General features: G+C 69.2%; 22 protein-coding genes. 9 read left to right on the forward strand and 13 right to left on the reverse strand.

Annotated elements, in window-relative coordinates; all coding sequences use genetic code 11:
- Nucleotides 1–13: 13 nt before the first annotated feature.
- Both GCU42_RS10005 and GCU42_RS10010 read right to left on the reverse strand, forming a co-directional pair.
- Entirely contained in the window at nt 14–1234 is a 1221-nt protein-coding gene (locus GCU42_RS10005; protein WP_114227376.1) for a hypothetical protein, read from the reverse strand.
- A complete protein-coding gene (locus GCU42_RS10010) occupies nt 1231–2598 on the reverse strand; it encodes a glycosyl transferase family protein (RefSeq protein ID WP_240309415.1) in 1368 nt (455 codons plus the stop codon). The genes GCU42_RS10005 and GCU42_RS10010 overlap by 4 nt, the downstream gene beginning before the upstream one ends.
- 220 nt (nt 2599–2818) lie before the next feature.
- On the opposite strand from GCU42_RS10010, the gene GCU42_RS10015 reads away from it, so the two are divergent.
- The 5 genes from GCU42_RS10015 to GCU42_RS10030 all read left to right on the forward strand — a co-directional run bounded on the left by GCU42_RS10015 (nt 2819) and on the right by GCU42_RS10030 (nt 6950).
- Nucleotides 2819–3547 (forward strand): hypothetical protein, encoded by a 729-nt coding sequence (locus GCU42_RS10015; protein ID WP_152569546.1) that lies wholly within the window; start codon nt 2819–2821, stop codon nt 3545–3547.
- A gap of 200 nt (nt 3548–3747) precedes the next feature.
- Nucleotides 3748–3915: a hypothetical protein gene (locus tag GCU42_RS15070; protein ID WP_162789200.1), complete on the forward strand. Its 168-nt coding sequence runs from the start codon at nt 3748–3750 to the stop codon at nt 3913–3915.
- A gap of 56 nt (nt 3916–3971) precedes the next feature.
- A complete protein-coding gene (locus GCU42_RS10020) occupies nt 3972–4388 on the forward strand; it encodes a hypothetical protein (protein WP_114227379.1) in 417 nt (138 codons plus the stop codon).
- Nucleotides 4389–4443: 55 nt separating this feature from the next.
- On the forward strand, nt 4444–5634 hold the full coding sequence (gene rlmN / locus GCU42_RS10025) for a dual-specificity RNA methyltransferase RlmN (RefSeq protein ID WP_240309416.1): 1191 nt from the start codon (nt 4444–4446) through the stop codon (nt 5632–5634).
- A gap of 77 nt (nt 5635–5711) precedes the next feature.
- A complete protein-coding gene (locus tag GCU42_RS10030; protein ID WP_114227380.1) occupies nt 5712–6950 on the forward strand; it encodes a class I SAM-dependent methyltransferase in 1239 nt (412 codons plus the stop codon).
- On the opposite strand, the gene GCU42_RS10035 is transcribed toward GCU42_RS10030, so the two are convergent.
- Nucleotides 6883–8733 carry an AcrB/AcrD/AcrF family protein gene (locus GCU42_RS10035; protein WP_240309417.1) on the reverse strand — a complete coding sequence of 617 codons (1851 nt, stop codon included), beginning with the start codon at nt 8731–8733 and terminating at the stop codon, nt 6883–6885. The genes GCU42_RS10030 and GCU42_RS10035 overlap by 68 nt on opposite strands.
- Before the next feature lie 49 nt (nt 8734–8782).
- On the opposite strand from GCU42_RS10035, the gene GCU42_RS10040 reads away from it, so the two are divergent.
- Entirely contained in the window at nt 8783–9187 is a 405-nt protein-coding gene (locus GCU42_RS10040; RefSeq protein WP_114227381.1) for a GtrA family protein, read from the forward strand.
- Nucleotides 9187–9915 carry a class I SAM-dependent methyltransferase gene (locus GCU42_RS10045; RefSeq protein WP_114227382.1) on the forward strand — a complete coding sequence of 243 codons (729 nt, stop codon included), beginning with the start codon at nt 9187–9189 and terminating at the stop codon, nt 9913–9915. Before GCU42_RS10040 ends, GCU42_RS10045 begins: the two co-directional genes overlap by 1 nt.
- Here GCU42_RS10045 and GCU42_RS10050 read toward each other — a convergent pair.
- The 3 genes from GCU42_RS10050 to GCU42_RS10060 are packed head-to-tail and all read right to left on the reverse strand — an operon-like array spanning nt 9840 to nt 14020.
- The gene (locus tag GCU42_RS10050; protein WP_114227383.1) at nt 9840–10892 is read right to left on the reverse strand and encodes a glycosyltransferase family 2 protein; all 1053 of its coding nucleotides are present in this window, start codon (nt 10890–10892) and stop codon (nt 9840–9842) included. The genes GCU42_RS10045 and GCU42_RS10050 overlap by 76 nt on opposite strands.
- Nucleotides 10889–12469 carry a hypothetical protein gene (locus GCU42_RS10055; RefSeq protein ID WP_114227384.1) on the reverse strand — a complete coding sequence of 527 codons (1581 nt, stop codon included), beginning with the start codon at nt 12467–12469 and terminating at the stop codon, nt 10889–10891. Before GCU42_RS10055 ends, GCU42_RS10050 begins: the two co-directional genes overlap by 4 nt.
- Nucleotides 12470–12502: 33 nt before the next feature.
- Entirely contained in the window at nt 12503–14020 is a 1518-nt protein-coding gene (locus GCU42_RS10060; RefSeq protein ID WP_152569547.1) for a glycosyltransferase family protein, read from the reverse strand.
- Between the two features lie 117 nt (nt 14021–14137).
- Between GCU42_RS10060 and GCU42_RS10065 the strand changes: the two genes are divergently transcribed.
- Together GCU42_RS10065 and GCU42_RS10070 are read left to right on the forward strand one after the other, a co-directional pair.
- On the forward strand, nt 14138–14623 hold the full coding sequence (locus GCU42_RS10065) for an EF-hand domain-containing protein (protein ID WP_114227386.1): 486 nt from the start codon (nt 14138–14140) through the stop codon (nt 14621–14623).
- A 116-nt stretch (nt 14624–14739) separates the two neighbouring features.
- On the forward strand, nt 14740–16785 hold the full coding sequence (locus GCU42_RS10070) for a S46 family peptidase (protein WP_114227387.1): 2046 nt from the start codon (nt 14740–14742) through the stop codon (nt 16783–16785).
- Nucleotides 16786–16817: 32 nt separating this feature from the next.
- On the opposite strand, the gene GCU42_RS10075 is transcribed toward GCU42_RS10070, so the two are convergent.
- The 7 genes from GCU42_RS10075 to GCU42_RS10105 are packed head-to-tail and all read right to left on the reverse strand — an operon-like array spanning nt 16818 to nt 22168.
- The gene (locus GCU42_RS10075) at nt 16818–17438 is read right to left on the reverse strand and encodes a MarC family protein (protein WP_114227388.1); all 621 of its coding nucleotides are present in this window, start codon (nt 17436–17438) and stop codon (nt 16818–16820) included.
- Nucleotides 17435–18091: a hypothetical protein gene (locus GCU42_RS10080; RefSeq protein ID WP_152569548.1), complete on the reverse strand. Its 657-nt coding sequence runs from the start codon at nt 18089–18091 to the stop codon at nt 17435–17437. Before GCU42_RS10080 ends, GCU42_RS10075 begins: the two co-directional genes overlap by 4 nt.
- Nucleotides 18088–18981 (reverse strand): bifunctional methylenetetrahydrofolate dehydrogenase/methenyltetrahydrofolate cyclohydrolase FolD, encoded by an 894-nt coding sequence (gene folD, locus GCU42_RS10085; RefSeq protein WP_114227820.1) that lies wholly within the window; start codon nt 18979–18981, stop codon nt 18088–18090. The genes GCU42_RS10080 and folD overlap by 4 nt, the downstream gene beginning before the upstream one ends.
- A gap of 5 nt (nt 18982–18986) precedes the next feature.
- Entirely contained in the window at nt 18987–19292 is a 306-nt protein-coding gene (locus GCU42_RS10090; RefSeq protein ID WP_114227390.1) for a YggT family protein, read from the reverse strand.
- 53 nt (nt 19293–19345) lie between these two features.
- Nucleotides 19346–20299 (reverse strand): L-histidine N(alpha)-methyltransferase, encoded by a 954-nt coding sequence (gene egtD, locus GCU42_RS10095; RefSeq protein ID WP_114227391.1) that lies wholly within the window; start codon nt 20297–20299, stop codon nt 19346–19348.
- Nucleotides 20283–21548, reverse strand: a complete 1266-nt coding sequence (gene egtB / locus GCU42_RS10100; RefSeq protein WP_114227392.1) for an ergothioneine biosynthesis protein EgtB — start codon at nt 21546–21548, stop codon at nt 20283–20285. Before egtB ends, egtD begins: the two co-directional genes overlap by 17 nt.
- Nucleotides 21545–22168, reverse strand: coding sequence for a flavodoxin family protein (locus tag GCU42_RS10105; RefSeq protein WP_114227393.1), 624 nt, complete (start codon nt 22166–22168; stop codon nt 21545–21547). The genes egtB and GCU42_RS10105 overlap by 4 nt, the downstream gene beginning before the upstream one ends.
- Between the last annotated feature and the right edge of the window lie 16 nt (nt 22169–22184).

Raw genomic sequence — 22184 nt, forward strand, 5'->3', positions numbered from 1 at the left:
GAATCAGGTCAGCCTAGAAGTTGCTACCCAGCCCGACGGCGAAGCCACTGCCCGGTCGCGCGTTGCCGACCGCGCGGAAGCGATAGTCTAGGTTGACCCGAACGTTGCGGGTCAGCTGCGCCGACACTCGCGGCCCGACGTCGAGCCGGTTCAAGCCCTTCTGCGCGCCGCCCCACAGGCCGACCCCGGCCGAATAGCGACCGAACAGCGCCCGGGTGAAGGTCGCGCCGCCATCGACGAACCAGTCGCGCTGGCGAGCGGAAACGATCCCTGTCTGGCCATAGCCGTCGAGGCTGAAGCCGAGCGGCAGCGGCTTGTCGTACGCGCCGCCCTCGGCCAGCAGCGCGAACGCATTGCGCCCACCGCCGTAGAGCGGATTGCCGATCCGCTGCCGCCGCTCGGCCATCAGCCGCACCGGCAGGGCGGCGAGCGGCTGCCAGCTTACCCCCAACGCCGTCTCACCGCTGAAGCCGCGCTGGCGGCTGCCCGGCGACGGCACCGGCGCGGAGAAGCGTACATTGGCCGCCAGCCGCGGGGTGAAGCGATAGGTCAGCCGCGCCCCCGCCTGGCTGCCGCCGAGCTGCCCGCCGGGCGCCAGCGCCGGGCTGAGCGGCGCGTTGATGAGCTCGCCATGGCGATCCTGGCGGACCAGGCTCCAGGTCGACAGGCTCAGCCGGTCGAGCCGCGGCGGTCCCGGCTGGTCGAGCGCGACCACGCCTGGCCCCTTGCCGCCGCCCGGCCCCGGCATGACGTCCACCATCGGCCTCGATTCGGGTGCCTCGCCGTCGGCCAGCGCCTCGGGATCGACGCTGCCGCTCGCGCCGTTCGCCCACGGCCGTTGGCGCGGCAACGGCATCGCCGCCGACGCCATCTGCACGGGCACCGGGTAATAGATCGGCACCGACACCTGCCGCACCGGCGGCGCGGCGCCATAGCCGGGCGGGGCGTAGCCATAAGCGGCCGGATAGGGCTGCGGCGGCGGATAGGGATAGCCGGCCGGCACATAGCCATAAGGATAACCGTAAGGCGCGGCACCCGGCGATCCGCCCGCCTGCCCCGGCCCGAGCGGCGCGTAGGCGACAGCGGGCGCCGCAGTCGCCGGCTGCACTGCCGGTGCAACGGGAGTTGGCGGCGGCGGGGCGGCGACTTCGGGAAAGGCCAGCGCACTCGCCGCGGCGCGGAAGGTCACCCACCCGGCGACCGCCACGGCCAGGAACTTCACCGGTGCACTCATCGGGCCGTCTCCGCAGGAAAGATGTGGGCGGTCTTGTCCCATTGCTTGGGGCCGCCCTTGAGGTGGATCGCCAGCGCGCGCCGCGCGGCGAGGATCGCGATCATGTTGCCGACCACCATCCGCGGCACGCTCATCAGCCCTTCGGCGAGCCCGTAGGCCGAGGCGGTGAACAGCCCGCGCATGATCACCCGCCAGGTCAGCAGCAGCGCGGTCAGCCGCAGCAGCCAGTCGAGCACCGGCGGGATCGGCGTCGGCGCCGGTGCGCCGAGCCATTGGGCGACCAGCAATTGCGCCCATAGCAGCGCCGCGACATAGCCCGCGAGCAGCAGCAGCGCCGCCAGCGGTCCGCGCCGGTCGCGCATCCGGAACCACCACTCACCCCAGCCGCGCCCCCAGCCGAGCCGGTCCCAGCCCGAAAAGGCGATTCCCCCTAGCCAGCGCGCCTTCTGTCGGATCGCGGCGTCGAGGGTCGCCGGAAAATGCCCGCGGCTGGCGATCACGCCGGGCTGGCCGTGGACCAGCGGCAGCCGGACGAACATCGTCCGCTCGCCCAGCGCGCCCAGCCGCAGCCCCATCTCATAATCCTCGGTCATGCTGCCGCCGGCGAACGGTCGCCCGTCCTCGCGCGTCGCCAGCCGGCCGAGCGCCCCGCGCTCGAGTGCGCAGCCGACCCCCGCCAGCGGGATCGCCGCGCCGACCGCCTCGCGCACCACCAGTTCCTTGCCATGGCTCTCGGCGAACTCGTCGCAATAATGGCCGCCGATCCACGGGCTTGCCGGATCGACCAGCGGCACCACCGGCAGCTGAATCACGCCCGCGCGGCCGATCAGCCGGGCGAACAACTTCAACTCCTGCGGATGGACCAGATCCTCAGCGTCATGCAGCACCACCGCCGCGGCGCGCCGGCCCTGCGCGGTCTCGAGCCGGACCAAGGCATCGTACAAGCGGTTGAGGCAGTCGGCCTTGGTGGTCGGCCCGTCGACCCCGATGTCAACCGCGACCACCCGCGGATCGGAGACTTCGGCGATCGCCGCCGCCGTCGCGGGGTCGTTGCGATAATGGCCGACCAACAGCGTGTAATCGGAATGGTCGAACCGGCGCAGCGTCGCGCGCAGCATGTCGCCGATCACCGCCGCCTCGTCCCAGGCGGGAATAAACACCACCATCAAGCCCTCGTCCGCGCCCGTCAGCATCGCGGCGTCGGCAGGGGCGTGGCGGCGATAGACGGTGAGCGCGCGCCAGCCGCGCCGCGCGACGTAAAGCAGGTCGAGCAGCAGGTCGTCGATCGCGCACAGCAGAAACCCCGCCGCCGCAAACAACGACAGCTCGATCGCCACACGCTCGATCAGCGCGGCCGCGCTCACCGCCGCCGTTTCATGCCCAACCGACTGGAGAATCGCTCCGCCGTCATCATGACCCCATGTGACAACCGAGCACCGATTTGATGCCATAATGGAGGAAGCGCGGCAATACGCGACCGAAACGACGGGAACATCGCCCATCGCCCGCCGATTTACGGCTTCATAATCGCTCGCGTGCCATGAGCCCGTTCGTCGCGTTCCTCCAACCGAGCAAAGCCGTCGAATGATAACTGCCGCCGCCTGGTCCCGGACATTGCAAGCGCGCGGCAACGCGCTGCTGGCGGTGCTTGAGCGGCACGCCCCGCGGCTGGCGCTGGCGTGGCTGGCGATTGCGGGCGCGGGCTCTGCGCTACGGCTCTCCGGTCATTATGGCGACCCGTTCGCCTGGCTTCCCTATGCGGTGTTCACCCTCGTTCCGGCGCTCGCGCTGACCGCCGGGCTGGCGCTGTTCGGTGGCCGGATCGCGCCGCCGGTGCTCGCCCGCCATCCATTATACGGCGCGGGCGGGCTGATGCTCTCGCTGCTGCTCGCGCTACTCGCCGCCATCCTGCTGCGCGGGCTGTCCTTTCTCACCGCCATTCCGGCTGCGGGCGCGGACAGCAGCCCGTGGCTCGGCGCGCTGCACAGCTGGCTCACCGCCGACGCGACGCTCGCCTGCAGCCTCTACGCGATCGCCTTCGCCGCCGGGCTGCGCCGCTCGGGCCACTTCCCCGCCTTGCTCGCCTCGGCCTGGGCGATCGACCTGGCGATGCAGGTAATCATGACCGGCGCCGCGCGCGGGATGATGCTCCCGCCCGAGGTCGCCGCCGCCTTCACGCTGCTGCTCCACGGCAACCTCACCCGGGTGCTGGTGAGCCTCGCGATTTGGATGCCTTACCTGCTGCTGTCTCGCCGAGTGGCGATCACGTACCGCCACGAATATCCGGCCCGACTCACGCGGGTCGTTTCGTAAACGGAACGGACTTTACCGATGGTCGGTTGCGGGGGCATGGACGCCTGCCCATCCCGCTCTTGCAAAATCAGCAACTTGGCGGCCACTGTCGACCAGCGGCGCAGCAAGGTTAACGGACGTGGTTGACATCTTCTTAACCGGAGCGTTGAGGACATTCGTGGCCGCAGTGACGCGTGTCACGAAAGGGGACAGTCCTCGCGATGCGCAAGCTGCTGACCAGCACAGCCGGAGCCGCCTTGGCGGAAGTCGCGCTCGGTCTCGCGCTAGCCGGGGCCGCGGTGGTGGTCGCCTCGATCGGGCTGAACGGCGCGGTCCAGCAGGCGGTCGCGCACGAGGCCGCGGTCAAGGCCGGGACCACCGCGCGCTGATCCTCGCTGCCGCCGCGCTCGTCGCGGCGCCCGTTGCCGCCGCTCCTCCCCGCACCTTGTTCGCCAGCCCCGTCTGGGTCGCATTCGACCGCGGCGGCACCTGCGCCGCCGTTGCCCGTTCCGAACTGCTCGCCTCCCCCGGCCACGACCAGGCCCGCGCCACGCTAAGCTTCGACCGTCCGCCCGGGCGGCGGCGCGGCCAACTCCACCTCCGGCTCTCGCGCCCCGCCCTGTCCGGCAGCACCGTGCTGGTCGCGGCCGGAGGCGCCACCTTCCAGCTCGCCACCCGCGGCGCCGACGCTTGGAGCACCGGGCCGGCGCAGGAGGCCGCGCTGATCGCGGCGATCCGCGCTGCCGGCGACCTCCGCGCCCGCTTCCGCAGCAGCGACGGCGGCCACACCGACCGCTACCTGCTCGCCGGCGCCCCGACCGCGATCGACGCGGCGGCCGCCGGCTGCGCCGCCCCGCGCTAAGCCAAGCGCACCGACTGGAAAAACCGCGCCACCTCCGCTACATGGCCGCCACACCATGAGCGCCGACACCACCCTGATGCCGATCCCCGGCCCGATCGACCCTGTGCCCGTTCCTAGGGGCCCGAGCCCGCGCGCTGACGGCAAGACCGAGCTGGTCGGCCTATCGAAGGACCGGATTCGCGCCGCGCTCGAAGCCGCCGGGCTTGAGGCCAAACCCGCCAAGCTGCGCGCCAAGCAACTCTGGCACTGGATCTACAATCGCGGGGTCACCGATTTCGCGCTGATGACCGACATCGCCAAGGCGCAGCAGCCCTGGCTGGCCGAGCATTTCACCATCGCCCGCCCGGCGGTGGTCGAGGCGCAGGTCTCGACCGACGGCACCCGCAAATGGCTGCTCCAGACCCACGACGGCCACGATTTCGAGATGGTGTTCATCCCCGACGCCGATCGCGGGACGCTATGCGTGTCGAGCCAGGTCGGCTGCACCCTGAACTGCCGCTTCTGCCACACCGGGACGATGCGCCTCGTCCGCAACCTCGAGCCGGACGAGATCGTCGGCCAGGTGATGCTCGCCCGCGACGCGCTCGGCGAATGGCCGAGCCAGCCCGAGGGCCGCATGCTCACCAACATCGTCATGATGGGCATGGGTGAGCCGCTCTACAATTTCGACAATGTCCGCGACGCGCTGAAGATCGTGATGGACGGCGACGGCCTCGGCCTCTCCAAGCGCCGGATCACCTTGTCGACCTCGGGCGTGGTGCCGATGATGGCCAAGGCGGGCGAGGAGATCGGGGTCAACCTCGCCGTCTCGCTCCACGCGGTCACCAAGGAAATCCGCGACGAGATCGTGCCCTTGAACAAGAAGTACGGCATCGAGGAATTGCTGCAGGCCTGCGCCGATTATCCCGGCGCCAACAATGCCCGCCGCATCACCTTCGAATACGTCATGCTCAAGGACAAGAACGACAGCGACGACCATGCGCGCGAGCTGGTCCGGCTGATCCGCCATTATCGCCTGCCGGCCAAGGTCAATCTGATCCCGTTCAACCCGTGGCCGGGCGCCGTCTACGAATGCTCGACCCCCGAGCGGATCCGCGCTTTCTCGAACATCGTGTTTGAAGGCGGCATCAGCGCCCCGGTCCGCACCCCCCGCGGCCGCGACATCGACGCCGCCTGCGGCCAGCTCAAGACGGCGGCGGAGAAGCGCAGCCGCGCCGACCGCGACCGCGAGACGGCGGCCTCTTGAGCTCACCTTCGGCTTTGCGTTGGGCGCGCGCGCCGCGCTAGAGAGCGCTGACACACGCGGTTCGAGGGCTCACCCAAATGTCATTGATTGCCAGGTTGGCGGGCTCGCTGGTCAAGCGAGGCCGAATTCACGTGCAGCTTCCCGGCGGGCGGCAGGAGAGTTTCGGCCCCGGCGGCTTCCACAAAGTCACGATCCGCATCACCGACAATGCCGCGCTACGCCAGCTGATCCGCAAACCCCGGCTCGCGATCGGTGAGCTCTACATGGACGGCCGCCTGAGGATCGAGCAGGGTACGATGCTCGAGCTGCTCGAGATCGTGGTCGGCTCCAACCCGTGGGAAGAAGGCGGCTCGCGCGGCAAGTCGCTGATGAGCAAGGGGCGCTTCAACGACCTCAAGGCAAAGTTCCGTCGCAACCTGCCGCACATGTCGCGCAAGAACGTCGCCCACCATTATGACCTCGACGACCGGCTCTACGACCTCTTCCTCGACCCGATGCGTCAGTACAGCTGCGCCTACTTCACCGACCCCGCCAACAGCCTCGAGCAGGCGCAGCTCGACAAGCTCGCCCACATCGCCGCCAAGCTCGACTTGAAGCCCGGCCAGCGCGTGCTCGACATCGGCTGCGGCTGGGGCGGCATGGCGATCTACCTCAACCGCGTCGCCGGGGTCGAGGTGCTCGGCGTCACGCTATCGACCGAGCAGCTCGCCTACGCCCGCGCCTGGGCCGACCGCGAGGGCGTTGCCGACAAGGTCAAGTTCGAGCTGATCGACTATCGCCATGTCACCGGCACCTTCGACCGGATCGTCTCGGTCGGCATGTTCGAGCATGTCGGCGCGGCGCATTACGACGAATTCTACGAGAGCTGCTACCGGCTGCTGAAGCGCGACGGAGTCATGCTGCTCCACACGATCGGCAAGCTGGGCGGCGCGGGCTCACCCGACCCCTTCACCGACAAGTGGATTTTCCCGGGCTATCATCTGCCCAGCCTCAGCCAGATGCACGGTGCGAGCGAGAAATTCCGCCTTATAGCCAGCGACACCGAGACGCTGCGGCTCCATTATGCCTACACGCTGCGCCACTGGCTGCAGCGCTGCCAGGACCGCCGGGCCGAGATTGTCGCCGTCTACGACGAACCCTTCTTCCGCATGTGGGAATTCTACCTCGCCGGCGGGATCGTCATGTTCGAGAGCGGCTCGGCCTGCAATTATCAGGTCCAGTATATAAAGGACCGCCGCGCGCTGCCGCTCACCCGCGACTATCTGGCCGAGGCGGAGACGCGCTACCGGGCGACGGGGTCACCCGCCAAATCCTGAACGGACTGTCGACCGGCAGCGCGATCGGCTGGAGCCAGCCCGGCACCTGTCCCTTGGCGAGCTGGCTGTAGAAGCCGTTCGGCGCGCGCGCCATGAACACGGTCGCCTGGCTCATCATCGGGCAGATCATCACATAGTCGGCGCGGTGCTTGAGGACGAGCTGGTGCGCCTGCGGCTCGGGCCCGCGGAACGCCACCATCAGGTCACGGATCGCGTCGCCGTTGCGATGGTAGGGACCCGCTACCGCATCGTGGTGGGTCACCGCGATGATCCGCGGCCCCAGGTCGAGGAAGGTGAAGATCGTCCCCTTGGGCAGCTTGGCGATCGGCCGCAGCCCCCACATCGACGGACAAAGCCGGTTGGCGCGGTCGACCTGCTTGTCCCATTCCTTGCGCGGCGGTCCGGGCACGAAGTTGAGCGCCAGCGGCGCCGCGGCGCCGACGCCGACCACGACGAGCGCGGCGCTGCCGACCGCACCGATCAGCCAATTCTTGGACGCCCATGCCTTGGGCAGCAGCACCCACACCAGCGCCGCCGCGCCCGGACAGGCGAGCAATTGCGCCGCGGGACCGGTCCGCATCTGCCAGAACAGCAGCAGGAAAGGCGCGACCGAGATCGCCGCCGCCGCCAGCGTCCGCCGCGCCAGGTCCCGCTCGGGCCGCCAGTTGCGCACCGCCAGCAGCGCCCAGCCGACCAACCCAACCGCCGGCAGCGCCGCCGTCCGCAATTGCTCCTGCCAGCCGTAATCGGTGATCGGCTTGGCCTCGCGGACATTGTTGAGCCACAAGGTCGCCACCTCGGGCGAAACGCCTTCGAGCCGGGTCAGGCAATGCGGCCACGCCAGCGCGTGGAAGGCGGCGACGATCACCCCCGCGCCCGCGGCCAGCCCGAACCGAACCGTCCACCGCGTCGGCGATACCGCAGCGATCAACCACAACAGCGCCCCGCCGAGCAACGCGTCGCTCAGCCACACCGGCGACAGTGCGTCGCAGACCGGCGCCCGGTTGGCGTAGCTGGCGAAGCCGAGGAAGCCGATCGTGCAGCCCGCGGCGAGGCTGACCGCGAAGGTCGCCATCCGCTCGCGCTGGTCGCGGTCGTCGACCCACATCAGCACCTGCGCGGCGGCCGCCAGCGCGATGTAGATCAGCGATTCGAGCCCGATGCTGAGCGAGAAGGCGCTCGCCGCGCCCGCCACCAGCCCACCGCGGCGGCGGTCGGGATCGGCGAGACCGGCCACCGTCAGCGCGAGCATCGCCAGCTGCCAGCCGTGATGATCGATCCGCGTCGGCATCACCATGCCGTTGGTCGAAGCGGCGAAGAACAAAGCGGCGAACGCCAGCGGATAGGCCGCCGGATGGATCAGCCGCCGCGCGCTCAGCGCCAGCCCGACGCACAGCGGCAGATATGGCAGCAGCGGCGCCACCGCGACCGCGAACCGCTCGGCATTGGGGCCGCTGACGAACAGCCGACCGAGCAGGATCAGCCCCGCGATCGGCAGGTCGACAATCCGGCTCCAGTGGATATTCGCGCCGTAGGGCGGGTCCATCCGATATTGCCGCAGGTCGAACCACGCCTGCCCGTGGAGCAGCGCGCGGACCTGCGCGATCCGCATGTTGTCGTCGGTGTCGTTGAGCTGGAACAGCTCGATCCCGCGCCAGCGCGAGAAGAGGAACCAGGCGCAGGCGCCGAGCCAATAGGCGAGCACCACCCAGCGCCAGTGGCGCGCGGTCCACTCCAGCCAGCGGTCGGCCGAGTTCGGCAGCAGAGGGTCGGATGCGCGCAACAAAGTGGCTGGCGCTCTAGCCGCTCCGCCTTAAAGGGCAAGTGACGCCATGTTCACCGCCCTTGCCCCTCACCATCGCGAGACGCTCGGCCAGCTGATGCGCTTCGGGATCGTCGGCGTGCTGCTGACCTTGCTCTACGCCGTCGTCTACTGGCCGCTCGCCACCTATGTGATGTGGCCGGTGTTCGCGGTGATCATCGCCTTTCTGGTGGCGGTCACCGCCGGCTTCTTCGCGCACAGCCGATGGAGCTTCCAGGGCCACGGCAAAGGCGAAGACCACAAGACCAAGGTCCAGTTCTTCGCGGTGCAGAGCTTCGGCTTCCTGATGAACGCCGCCTTCACCTGGATCGCCACCGACCTGCTCCACGGCCCGACCTGGTGGCCGCTGGTCCCGGCGGTATTGATCACACCGTTCGCGACCTTCTTCCTCAACCGCCTGTGGGTGTTCGCCTGATGGAACGCATCGTCTACGACCGCATGGCCGAGCTCGACCAGCAGCATTGGTGGTATCGCGCCCGCCGCGAAGTGCTCGAGGCGCTGATCCGCCGCACCGTCCAGCCGCCCAAGGACGCCCGTATCCTCGAAATCGGCTGCGGCACCGGCCACAATTTGCCGATGCTGTCCGCCTTCGGCCGGGTCGAGGCGATCGAGGTCGACCCCGCCGCGCGCGAAATGGCCGAGCAGCGCCTCGGCCGCAGCGTCGGCTCGGCCCCGTTGCCCGGGCTCGACGGGGTGCCCGACAAGAGCTTCGACCTGATCGGCTCGTTCGACGTGATCGAGCATATCGAGGACGACGCCGCCGCGCTCGCCAGCATCGCCGCGCGATTGAAGCCCGGCGGCAAATTCGTGATGACCGTGCCCGCGCACCAGTGGATGTGGTCGGCGCACGACGTCGTCAATCACCACCACCGCCGCTATTCGAAGAGCGGCCTCAGGAAGCTGGTCCAAGGCTCACCGCTCAAGCTCGACCAGCTCGGCTATTTCAACAGCCTGCTGTTCCCGGTGGCGGTCGCCAACCGCTTCGCGGGCAAATTGCGCGGCAAGGACGATGGCGACGACAGCCTGCCGCCCGCCCCGCTCAACACCGCATTGGAAAAGGTCTTCGTTCAGGAAGCGCGGTTGATCGGCCGGATCCCGCTACCGCCCGGGCTGTCGCTATTCGCGGTCGCCTCCGCGCGCTGAAAGTTCGCCGGCCCGACGACCTGTCCCAGCCCGTGGCTCGGTGCGCGGGGGGCGCCGGCGATCTCCTGAACGATGTACAAGGGACGCTGCTTGGCCTGGCTGTAGAGCCGGCCGATATATTCGCCCATCATCGCCAGCACGAACATCTGGACCGCGCCGAGCACCACCACCACCAGCATCAGCGAGGTCCAGCCCTGGATGCTCGACCCGCTGATGAAGGCGTAGGCGATGTAGAAGATGATCAACAGCGAACCGAGGCTGAGGAGCAGCCCGGCGTGGCTGGCGAGCTTGAGCGGCGCCGAGCTGAACCCGGTCAGCGCGTCGAAGGCGAATTTGAGCATCTTCGACAGCGGATATTTGCTTTCCCCCGCCGCCCGCTCGGCGCGATCGTAGAGGAACGGCACCTGGCGGAAGCCGATCCATGCCACCATCCCGCGGACGAAGCGCGCCTGCTCGGGCATCGCCAGCAGCACGTCGAGCGCGCGGCGGGTCATCAGCCGGAAATCGCCGGCGTCGATCGGGATGTCGATCTCGGTCGCGCTCGCCAGCAGCCGGTAAAAGGCCGCCGCGGTCGCCTTCTTGAAGTGGGTCTCGCCCGCGCGGCTGCGACGGACACCGTAGACGACGTCGGCCTGCTGCTCGCGCATGCATTCGAGCATCGGGCCGAGCAGCTCGGGCGGATCCTGGAGGTCGGCGTCGACGATCAGGATGAGCTCGCCGCGGGCGAGGTCGAGTCCCGCTGTCAGCGCCAGCTGGTGCCCGTGGTTGCGCGACAGGTTGATGCACACCAGCCGCGGATCGCCCGCCGAGAGCCGCTGCATCAGCGGCCAGCTGCCGTCGCGCGAGCCGTCGTTGATCAGCACGATCTCATAATCGTCGCCGACCGCCGCCTGCGCCGCCGCCGCCAGCCGCTTGTGGAGCAGCTCGAGGCAGGCTTCCTCGTTGAAGCAGGGCACGACGATCGACAGCAGGGTCATTGCGGCTTGTTAGCGTCCGCGCCCGGCAAGCGGTAGAGGGCCGAGCCGTTCGGCCCCGTCCAGACCTTGGCGAAGCGCGCCGTCAGCGCCGGGTCGTAGGCCGGTGGATCGATCAGCCAGAGATAATCGAACGCTTGCGACGGGAAGCGCGCCAGCCGCAGCCCGATCGGCCCGGCCGACAGCCGGCAGCGCGGATCGCGGACCAGGTTCGAGGGATCGTAGCGCCAGTCGCCCGCGGCTGCGTAAGTGACGGTCAGCAGCTTGGCCCCCGGCACGTCCCAATGGTCGTTCGAGAAGCCTTGCTTGCGCACCACCACCAGTCCGCCGAGGTGGGCGTTGCGCCATAGCGGCCACCCGCCCTCCTCGCAGGGGATGCCGACCATCGACACCACCCGCGCGCCCATCGGGACCTGATCGAGCGCGGTCAGCTGCTGACGCTGCTCGTCGGCAGCGATCGCCATGCTCCAGGTGGTGGCGGCGATGCGCACCACGAAGAAAGCCAGCGCGAGTCCCGCCAGCCGCCCCGCCATCCGCAGGTCGGTGTGTTTCTTGAAGCGGATCGCCAGCAGCGCGATCGCCCAGATGAACGGCACGATCCGCATGTCGGCATAGGCCGATCCGAAGATGATGCGCGGCAGGATCGCATAGGCAACCAGCAGCACCAGCACGGTGAACAGCAGCATCCGCGAAAAGGCCAGCTTGCGCTGGACGATGGCGAACAGCAGCACCGCCCCGGTGACCGCGACCGACGCTTCGTCGAACGTCCGCCAGCGGTCGCGCAGGGCCATGATGATCCACTGCCACTTCACCTTCCAGTTGAACCAGTCGATCGTCTTGCCCCCGCCATGCTCGCGCCAGGCGATCATCAACAGCAGGGGCGCGGCGAGGCTCAAACAGTGGAAGGCGGCGCGCGGCGCGCTCATCAGCCAGCCGCGACCCTTGTCGTGCTGGCGGATACACTCGGAGGCGAAGGCGAGCAGCCCGAGCGTCCCCCACCCGAACGTATGGGTCAGCCAGATCAGCAGCGAGATCGGCACGAACAGCGCGGCGCGCAGCCGGCTCTTGCCCAGCCGCCCGAGCCGCAGCCACAGCCCGAACGCCAGGAAGGCGAAGGCCATCGACAGCGCGTAGTTGATGAAGCCGAACATGAAATGGTGGCCGATCACGAACGGCAGCGCGAACAGCACCGTCGGCGGGACGCGGTAATGCACCTCGCGCGCGACCCACAGCATTCCTGCGGCGGTCATTGGCGGAATCGCCAGCGTGATCAGCTTGACCGCCAATTCGAGGCCGAACAGCTTGGCCAGCGGTACCACCAGGAGGTCGACCCCGAGGTTGCCGACCACCTTCCAGTGGAAGTCGTAATAACGCGACAGATACGGACTGTCGGCGAGGTCGAGCTCGACCCGATAGCGCCCCATATGCCCGAACAGGTCGACCAGCGGCGGCAGCGGCGGATAGAGCAGCGGGATCATCGTCGCCAGGATCACCGCCGCGACGAACCAGCGCTTCTCCCACCACTGCTTGGGGCGGTCGAGCGCGGCGGTATTGGGCGGCGAGGCGACCATCCAGTCCATCGAACGCCTCCCTAGCGCAGTGCGCGCGCTTTGCTAGCGGCGCGGGTGGTCGACCCGGTAGAGCGTCGCGCGGTCGTCTCGCCAAACGGGCGTCAGCCCGGCGAGGCTGGCGGGCTTGGGCCGCTCGGTTCCGATCAGCAGCGCATAGTCGAAATAGTCGCGTGGCAAGGCGGCCAGTGCCACGTCCACCGTCCAGCTGAGCACGCACGCTTGCGGCTGGGTCAGTTCGCTCGGATCGCTGTCGAACAGATTGGGCGGGCGATAGCGCCGCTCGAGCGGGTTGATCCCTGAGGCCGGCCACTGGTCGTTGGAAAAACCGTTGCGCCGGACCGTCACCAGCGAAGCGAAATGCGCGTGGCGCTGCTGCTGCCAAATGTCGGTGCAGTCCTGCCCGACCAGCGCCGCCAGCCGCGTGCCCACCGGCACACGGTCGAGCGCGCTCAGCATACTGGCCTGCTCGCGCGCGGCGATGAGGTTGCTCGCCGTCACCACACCGATCCGGAAAAGCGCGAAGGCTAGTCCCAGCGCCGCCACGCGGGCGGCGGTGCGCGCCGGCAGCCGACTGCTGTCGATGGCGAGGATGAAGATGGCGAAGGCGTAAGCGTAGAGCCGCATGTCGGCGAAGGCCGAGCCCATCACCTTGTAGGGGAGGATCAGCCCGAAGGCGATCAGCAGCAGCGCCGGTCCGGCCAGCACCGGCTTCAACGGTAGTCGCCGCCAGCCGAGGATGATCACCAGCAGCGCCAGTACGGCCGAACCGATGTCCGCCGCCGGCCAGCGGTCGCGCAGCACCGCCATCGCCCAGGCGACCTTGTCGTTGAGGTCGAACCATTTCTCGAACGGCACCCCGTCGCTGCGCGCCATGAACGGCAGCAGCACCAGCGCCGTCGCCAGCGGCAGCGTCGCCAGCACCAGCTCGCGAGCGAGCCGCGGCAGAGGACGCCGTTCGGCGAAGCCTTCGCCGAGCACCGCGCCCGCGACCATCAGCCCAAGCATCGCCCAGCCGTAGAGGTGCGCGATCATCAATACCGGCGCCGCGACCGCCAGCAGCCACGGCGACCGCCGCCCGAGCCAATAGCCGAACACCAGCAGCGCCAACGCCGCGCCGAGCACGAAATTGACGAAACCGAACAGCAAGGGAGAGGCGAGTGCGAAGGGCAGCGCGAACCAGAAGGTCGGCGGCACCCGGCCGTGCGCGGCGGTGGCGACCCTGAGCAGCCCCGCGGCGGTCAGCATCGGCAGCAGCAGGACGATGAGCTTGGTCGCCGGCTCGAGCCCGACCAGCCGCGCCAGCGGCACCACCAGCACGTCGACACCAAGGTTGCTGATCAGCCGCCAATGGTAACCGAAATAGCGCTGCAGCTCGGGCGAGTTGGCGAGGTCGAGCGCGACCCGGTAGCGCGCCATGTGCGCCGGCAGGTCGACCAGCGGCGGGATCCGGGGAATCACGAACGGCAGCGCCGTCAGAAGCACCATGACCGCCGCCAGCCAGCGCCGCTCCCACCAGCGCGCGGTATCGGCAATCCGAGGTTCGGCGGTGGCAACGTCCATCGCCACCATTGCTAAGGGAGGGTCTTTCGCCGCGCCAGTCCCGTTCAACCTGGCGCAAGCGACTCGCGCTTAAGCCTCCGTCGACGAAGGGCTTTTCGAGGCAGGAGACTGACGCACATGACGTTCAAGCTGATGATCGGCGGGCTGCTGGCCGCTGTCGCCACCACCGCCGCGCTGGCGCAACCCGTGCCGCCGCCCCCGCCGGTCGCCCCGGTGCCGCCGGTCGCTCCCGTCGCGCCGATGGCGCCACCCGCCCCGGGCCAGGCCTGGGCCCGCGCGCCGCGTCCGGCCGAGACCCGCGCCGAGGCGATCGCGCGTGCGCAGAAGATGTTCGCCCGGCTCGACGCCAACCATGACGGGGTCATCACGCAGGACGAGATTGCTGCGCTCGGCGCCGGTCAGGAGGGCGGCGGTCGCGGGATGGGCCGCGGGCGGATGCTGATGATGGCCGATGCCAACCGCGACGGGCGGGTCACGCTCGACGAGCTGACCGCCGCCAGCGTGGCGCGGTTCGACCGCATGGACCTCAACCACGACGGCACACTCACCCCCGAGGAACGCGCGCAGGCGCGTGAGCAAATGGGCGCGATGCGCGGCCAGTAAGCGCCCGCTCGCCGTTACGAACGAAGGAGGCTCGGCCCGCACGGCCGGGCCTCTTTTGCATATTTCGCGCTGCCCGCTACGCTCGCCCGCTCTCGTCTCTCCGCCTGAGGATCCCGATGCCCGCTTTCGCCCGCCTTGCCGCTGGAACCGCCTTGCTCGCTCTGACCACCACCGCGGCGCGCGCCGACGAAGGCATGTGGACCTTCGACGCCTTTCCCGCCGCCAAGATGCGGGCGGCTTACGGCTGGGCGCCCGACCAGGCGTGGCTCGACAAGGTGCGCGGCGCCGCGGTCCGCCTGACCGGCGGCTGCTCGGCGAGCTTCGTCTCGGGCTCGGGCCTCATCCTCACCAACCACCATTGCGTCGCCCCCTGCGCCGAGGACAACAGCACCGCTAACAACAACATCCTCAAGAACGGCTTCGTCGCCCGCAACCGCGAGGAAGAGCGCAAGTGCGCCGGCCAGCAGGCCGAGGTGCTGACCGCGATCCGCGACGTCACGCCGCAGATCAAGGCGGCGATCGGCACCGCCACCGGGGCGGCCGCAGTCAAGGCCCGCAGCGCCGCCGCGGCCAAGCTCGAGAGCGACAATTGCACCGACACGGCGAAGAAGCGCTGCCAGGTCGTCACCTTGTTCGGCGGCGGCCAGTACAAGCTTTACACCTACCGCAAATATTCGGACGTCCGGCTGGTCTGGGCACCCGAGGCGCAGGCCGCGCAATTCGGTGGCGACCCCGACAACTTCAATTTCCCGCGCTACTCGCTCGATGGCAGCTTCCTGCGCGCCTATGAGAATGGCCAGCCGGTCGCCACTCCCCAACACCTCGCCTGGAACCCGCGCGCGCCGATCGACGGCGAGGCGACCTTCGTCGTCGGCAATCCAGGCTCGACCCAGCGGCTGCTGACGCTCGACGAGCTCGCCTTCCAGCGCGAGGTTGCGCTGCCGATCGCGGTTACCACTCTGTCCGAATTGCGTGGGCGCCTGCTCGCCTCGATGGCCCAGTCGCCCGAGCGGGCGCGCGAAGGCGCCGAGACGCTGCAGGGCCTCGAGAACACGCTCAAGGTCTACATCGGCCGCGTGAAAGCGCTCAACGATCCGGCCTTCATGGCCCGGCTTGCCGCCAACGAGGCCGACCTCAAGCGGCGCAGCGCCGCCAACCCGGCGATCGGCAATCCATGGGCCGACATCGCCGCCGCCACCCGCGCCTATCGCAGCCTCTACGTTGAGCGGACCTACGCCGCGCCGGGCGGCACGCTCTACGGCTATGCCGACACGCTGGTCCGCGCCGCCGCCGAGCGCGCCAAGCCCAATGCCGACCGCCTGCCCGGCTTCTCCGACAGCGCGCTGCCGCTGGTCCAGAAGCGCGTCCTCGACAACCGCCCGATCACTCCTTGGCTCGAGGAATTGCGGATCTCTTGGGGCCTCTCCAAGGCGCGCGAATATCTCGGCGCCGACAATCCCCAGACCCGGCTGCTGCTCGGCAAGGAATCGCCTGAGGCGCTCGCCCACCGGCTGGTCGCCGGAACCCGGCTGGCCGACCCGGCGGTGCGCAAGGCGCTGTGGGACGGCGGTGAGGCGGCGATCGCGGCGTCGACCGATCCGCTTATCGTCTACGCCCGCAGCCTCCAAGCGAACGACCGCGAGCTTCAGAAGCGATTCGATGCCGAGGTCGACGGCCCGCTGACCGCCGCCCGCGCCAAGCTCGCCGACGCCCGCTTCGCCGCTTATGGCGACAGCAACTATCCCGACGCGACCTTCACGCTGCGGATCAGCTACGGCAAGGTCCAGGGCTGGACCGAGCGTGGCCAGCCGGTCCCGACCCGGACGGTGTTCGGCGGGACATTCGACCGCGCCACGGGGGCCGACCCGTTCGACCTCGCCCCGGCCTTCGCCGCCAACCGCGCCCGCATCAACCCGCGCACGACATACGATTATGTCACCACCAACGACATCATCGGCGGCAACTCAGGCTCGCCGGTGATCGACAAGGGCGGCACGGTGATCGGCGCGGCGTTCGACGGCAACATCCACAGCCTCGGCGGCAATTACGGCTACGACCCCACGCTTAACCGCACCGTCGCCGTCTCGACCGCGGCGATCGACGAAGCGCTGCGGACGATCTACCCGGCGCCCGCGCTGCTGGCGGAGCTGCACAAGAAATAAGGGTCATCCCGGCGAAGGCCGGGACGTCGCGCTTAGGCCAGCACGTGCGGGAAGCTCTGCTTCAGCCCGTCGACTACGAACTGCGCCGCCAGCGCCGCCAGCACCACGCCGAGGATGCGCGTAATCATCGCTTCCAGCCGTGCGCCGATGAAGCGCATCAGCGGCCCGGCGGCGAGCAGCGAGAGCATGGTCAGCGCGATCACCGCGGTCATCGCGCCGAGCACGATCGCGGTCTCGATCAGGCCGTTGGCGCGCGCGGTCAGCAGCATCGCCGAGGCGATCGAGCCGGGCCCGGCGATCATCGGGATCGCCATCGGGAAGACCGAAATATCTTCCTGCTCGACATGCGCCGCCCGTTCCTCACGGCGTTCGGTGCGCTTCTCGAACACCATGTCGAGCGCGATCGCGAACAGCATGATCCCGCCGGCGATGCGGAAGCTGGCGAGCTGGATGCCGAGCGCGCGCAGCAGCGGCTCGCCGAGCAGCGCGAAGAACATCAGCACGAACCACGCGATCAGCGCCGAGCGGATCGCCATCCGCCGCCGCTCGTCGGCGCCGGCCCGAGTGGTCAGCGAGGCGAAGATCGGCGCGCACCCCGGCGGGTCGATGATTACCAAAAAGGTGATCAGGGCCGAGGTGAACAGCGCGATCATCGGCGCGGCGGCGCGGCGATCCGCTGGTCGAGGACGATTTCGAAGCGGGTGCCGTTCCACAGCCTGGCGACCTGCTCGCGCGCGCCGGCCGGGCTGACCTTCCACTGGTAGAGCAAGGTGCCGTCGGCGGCGCGGGTGAAGCCGGTGTCGCCCGGCGGCTGGGCGCGAATGAGCGGCGCGTCATAAGCCGCCTCGACCTGCTTGCGACGCAGCTGGGGATTGGCGCACGACGCTTTGCGAACGACTGCACGCGCGGGCAGCGGGCCCCGGCGCGCGATCTCGTCACCGCCGTCCACGGTCCAACGCCAAGCGCCCGACTTCTGCCGAAGCCACAAGGTCGTGAAAGTGCCGCTGCTGTTCGGCCCGCGCCACGGGCCCGTATTGACCGCCGTCCGCCCATCGCACGACACGAAGCTGCGGTCCGCCGACCAGCGCACCGCCTGCGGCGGGTTGGGACGGCTCTTCCCGGGTCGTCCCGCCAGCCAGCTCTGCGCCCAGGTCGCCTGGGGCGTGAACATCACCGCGGTCGGATCGGCCCATTTGCGAAAGGCGCTCCATTGTCCGATCCGTTGGGCATCGGCGGCGAAGGCGCGCTCCGCATCGACGGCAGTGGCGACCGGAGCGAGGCTCAACAGAAGTGCAGCAGCGATCATAAATCCTCCGGCGGGTTGAGCCCGGCCCGGCGGTGCGCCGCGACCAACGTGTTTCTGAGCAGCATTGCGATGGTCATCGGCCCGACCCCGCCCGGCACCGGGGTGATCGCACCCGCCACTTCCCGCGCCTCGTCGAAGGCGACGTCGCCGACGATCCGCGTCTTGCCGGGCTCGGCCGCGGGGACGCGGTTGATGCCGACGTCGATCACCGTCGCGCCCGGCTTCACCCAGTCGCCGCGGACCATCTCGGGGCGCCCAACCGCGGCGACGAGGATGTCGGCGGTGCGGCACAGCGCGGGGAGGTCGCGGGTGCGGCTGTGCGCCACCGTCACCGTGCAGCTTGTCTCTACCAGCAATGCCGCCATCGGCTTGCCGACGATGTTCGAGCGCCCGACCACCACGGCGTTAAGACCGGTGAGGTCCCCGAGCTGGCTCTTGAGCAGATGGAGGCAACCGAGCGGGGTGCAGGGCACCAGCGCCGCCGGGTCGCCCACCGCCAGCCGCCCGGCGTTGACCACGTGGAAGCCGTCGACGTCCTTGTCGGGATTGATCGCGTCGATCACCCGCGCCGCGTCGATCTGCGGCGGCAGCGGCAGTTGCACCAAAATGCCGTCGACCGCGGGATCGCGGTTGAGCTCGGCGACCAGCGCCAGCAAATCGGCTTCGCTCGTGTCGGCAGGCAGCGGATGGTGGAACCCGTGCATCCCCGCCGCGTCCACCGCCTTGTTCTTCGAGCGGATGTAGACGGCGCTGGCCGGATCCTCGCCGACCAGCACGGTCGCCAGCCCCGCCGGCCGACCAGCCTGCGCGCGGAAGAAGTCGGCGGCGATGGCGACCCGCGCCCGCAGCGCCTCGGCCGCGGCCCGCCCGTCGATCAGCGCCGCGCTCACGCGATTCACCCGATCTGCAGTGCGTTGCGAATGTTGCCGATGACGGGACCCTGGAGGATCGTGATGATCAGGATGAGCACGATCGGCGACAGGTCGAGCCCGCCGAAGTCGGGCAGGATCCGCCGGATCGGGCGGTAAAGCGGGGCCATGAACCGGTCGAGCGCGACCAGGAACCGCCGCACCCCCTCCGAGCTCGTGTTGAGGACATTGAAAGCCACCAGCCAGCTCAGGACGACCTGGATGACGACGATCCACCACAGGACGTTGAGGAGAATGACCGCGACGTCGAGGATGATCTTGATGAGCAGCATGGCTCCGCGCTTACCCCGACTGCCTCAGCGGGGCAACACACTCGCGCGGGCGATCAGGGCGCCGAGCGTTCGGGTTCGGCCTCGGCGAGGAACAGCATGAAGTCGCCCGCCGGGTCGGTCCACCAGGTCCGCGGGGTCCAGCCGCCCGCCGCCAGCAGCAGCCCGGCGCTCTCCGGCGTATATTTATGGCTGTTCTCGGTGTGAATCGACTGGCCCTTGTCGAGCGCGAACGACTTCCCGAGCACGCTGAACTCGACCCGCTCGCTCGCCACCAGATGCATCTCGATCCGATTGAGCAGGGCGTTCCACCGCGCCTGATGGCGGAACTTGTCGACCGGAATGCTGCCCTCGAGCTCGCGGTTGATGCGGTCGAGCAGGTTCAAGTCGAACGCCGCGGTCACTCCCTGCGCATCGTCATAGGCCGCGACCAGCCGGCCCTGCTCCTTGACCCGGTCGAACCCGATTAGCAGCAGTGCGCCCGTCCCGAGGTCGGCGCGGAACAGCCGCAGCAGGTCGGTCGCACTCGCGGGCACGAAATTGCCGATGGTCGAGCCGGGAAAGAAGCCCAGCTTGGCGTGATCGGCAACCTGCGCGGGCAAAGTGATCGGCTTGGTGAAGTCGCCCTCGATCGGCAGCACCGGCACCGCCAGTCGGCGGTCGAGCGCCGCCGCTTCGTCGCGCAGGATCCCGCCGCTGATGTCGACCGGAACATAAGCCGCCGGCATGATCGCATCGAGGAGGATCGGCGTCTTGGTCTGCGCCCCCGCGCCCCATTCGACCACCGCCCGCCCGGGCTCGATCCAGCGCGCCAGCTCGGGCGCGACCGCGCGCAGCAGCGCGGTCTCGGTCCGCGTCGGATAATATTCGGGCAGGACGGTGATGTCCTCGAACAGCTCGGACCCGCGCTTGTCATAGAGCCAGCGCGCGGGAATGGCCGGCGGGGAAGCGGCCAGCCCTGCCAGCACGTCGGCCTGGAATTGCGGATCGGCGTTACAAGTCGCGAGCAAGACGGACCCCCGTGAATTGCCAGCGTGCGGCCGGCGGGAAGAAGTTGCGATAGGAAGCGCGGCTGTGCCCGCGCGGCGTCGCGCAGCTGGCGCCCTTCAGCACCATCTGCCCGCTCATGAACTTGCCGTTGTATTCGCCGACCGTACCTTCGGCCGGCGCGAACCCCGGATGAGGGAGGAAGGCCGAGCCGGTCCAGCACCAGACGTCGCCGAACAGCCCGCCGCCGGCCTTTGGCCCGACCGGCCCCGCCCGGTCGAGCTGGTTGCCGCCCGCCGGATCGGCGCTTGCCGCCTGCGCCTCATATTCGGCCTCGGTCGGCAGCCGCGCCCCGGCCCAGCGGGCAAAGGCGTCGGCTTCGTAATGGCTGATGTGGGCGACCGGTGCGGCGAGCTCGAGCGGTCGGCGGCCGGCCAGCGTGAAGGCCGTCCGCTCCTCGGCGCTCCAGTAGAGCGGCGCCGCGATCCCCTCGCGCCGCACCCACTCCCACCCGTCGCTGAGCCACAGGGTCGGCGTCGCATAGCCACCGTCGGCGATGAACTCGAGCCACTCGCCATTGCTCACCGGCCGCGAGGCCAGCGCGTGCGGAGCCAGCAGCACGCGGTGCCGCGGCCGCTCGCTGTCGAAGGCAAAACCCTCCGTTTCGGCGCCAATGGTGACGATCGCTTCATCGCTGGTCAGCCATGACAAGCCGTCTCCACTCACCTTCTCGGTCGGCGGCGTCATGGCGTCAGCGTTCGGCGCCATGACGTCATAGGCCGGCTCGAGCGGACTGGCGGCGAACCCCGCCTTGAGGTCGGTCAGCAGCAATTCCTGATGCTGCTGTTCGTGCTGGATGCCGAGCTCGATCAGCGTCAGTGCCGCCGGCGGCAGGCCCGGCAGCGCGCGCTGCAAGCGCTCGTCAACATGCACGCGCCAATCGCGCACTTCGGCCAGGCTCGGCCGGCTGATCATCCCGCGGCGATCACGCGCCAGCCGCGCGCCCTCACCCTCGTAATAACTGTTGAACAGGAACGGGAAGCGATCGTCATAAGCGGTGTAGCCCGCGAGATGGTCGCGCAGCACGAAGGTCTCGAAGAACCAGGTCGTGTGCGCCAGATGCCACTTGGCGGGCGACGCCTCGGCATAAGGCTGGATGCAGGCATCAGCCTCGCTCAGCGGCGCGGCGAGGGCCAGCGTCAGCGCGCGCGTCGCCGCCAGCCGCTCGGCGAGCGACCCGGTGGCGGCAGTGATGGACGCGTGCTGGTTCACCCTTCCTGCTTCACTCCCGGATAGGCTTCGCCCTTCAGCAGCTTCGCCAGGTGCGCGGCGTTGGACGCCAGCATCGCCGCGGTCTGCTGCACTTCCTTGGGCGTCGCCGGCAGCTGGTTGAAGTCGGTCTTGTGCATCGCCTCGCCGACCCAATAGCAGCTCGCCGCCGAGGGGATCGTCCAGCCGGTGTCGTTCAGCGACTGGAACAGGTCGGCGGTGACGTTGTGCGCACCGTCCTCGTTGCCGACGATCGCCGCCACCGCCAGCTTGCCGAAGCTCGGCATCCGGCCCTGCTCGTCGGTCTCGCTCAGGAAAGCGTCCATCCGCTCGAGCGCGCGCTTGGCGACGCTGCAGGTCTGCCCCATCCAAATGGGCGTCCCGAAGATCAGGATGTCGGCGGCAAGGATCTTGGCGCGGATGCCGGGCCAGGCGTCGCCCTCGCCCAGATCGCTCTCGACCCCCGGTTTCACATCGTGGTCGGCGAGCCGGATCGTCTCGCTCACCGTTACGTCATGCTTGGCAAATTCGTCGGCGATGACCTTGATCATCGCATCGGTGGACGAGGGCTTGCCGCTGCTCGGCTTCAAACTGCAATTCAACGCGACGGCGGTCAGCGGCATGGAGCGCTCCAAAAGT

It is taken from the genome of Sphingomonas ginsengisoli An et al. 2013 (genome assembly GCF_009363895.1).
Taxonomy (GTDB): Bacteria; Pseudomonadota; Alphaproteobacteria; order Sphingomonadales; family Sphingomonadaceae; genus Sphingomicrobium; species Sphingomicrobium ginsengisoli.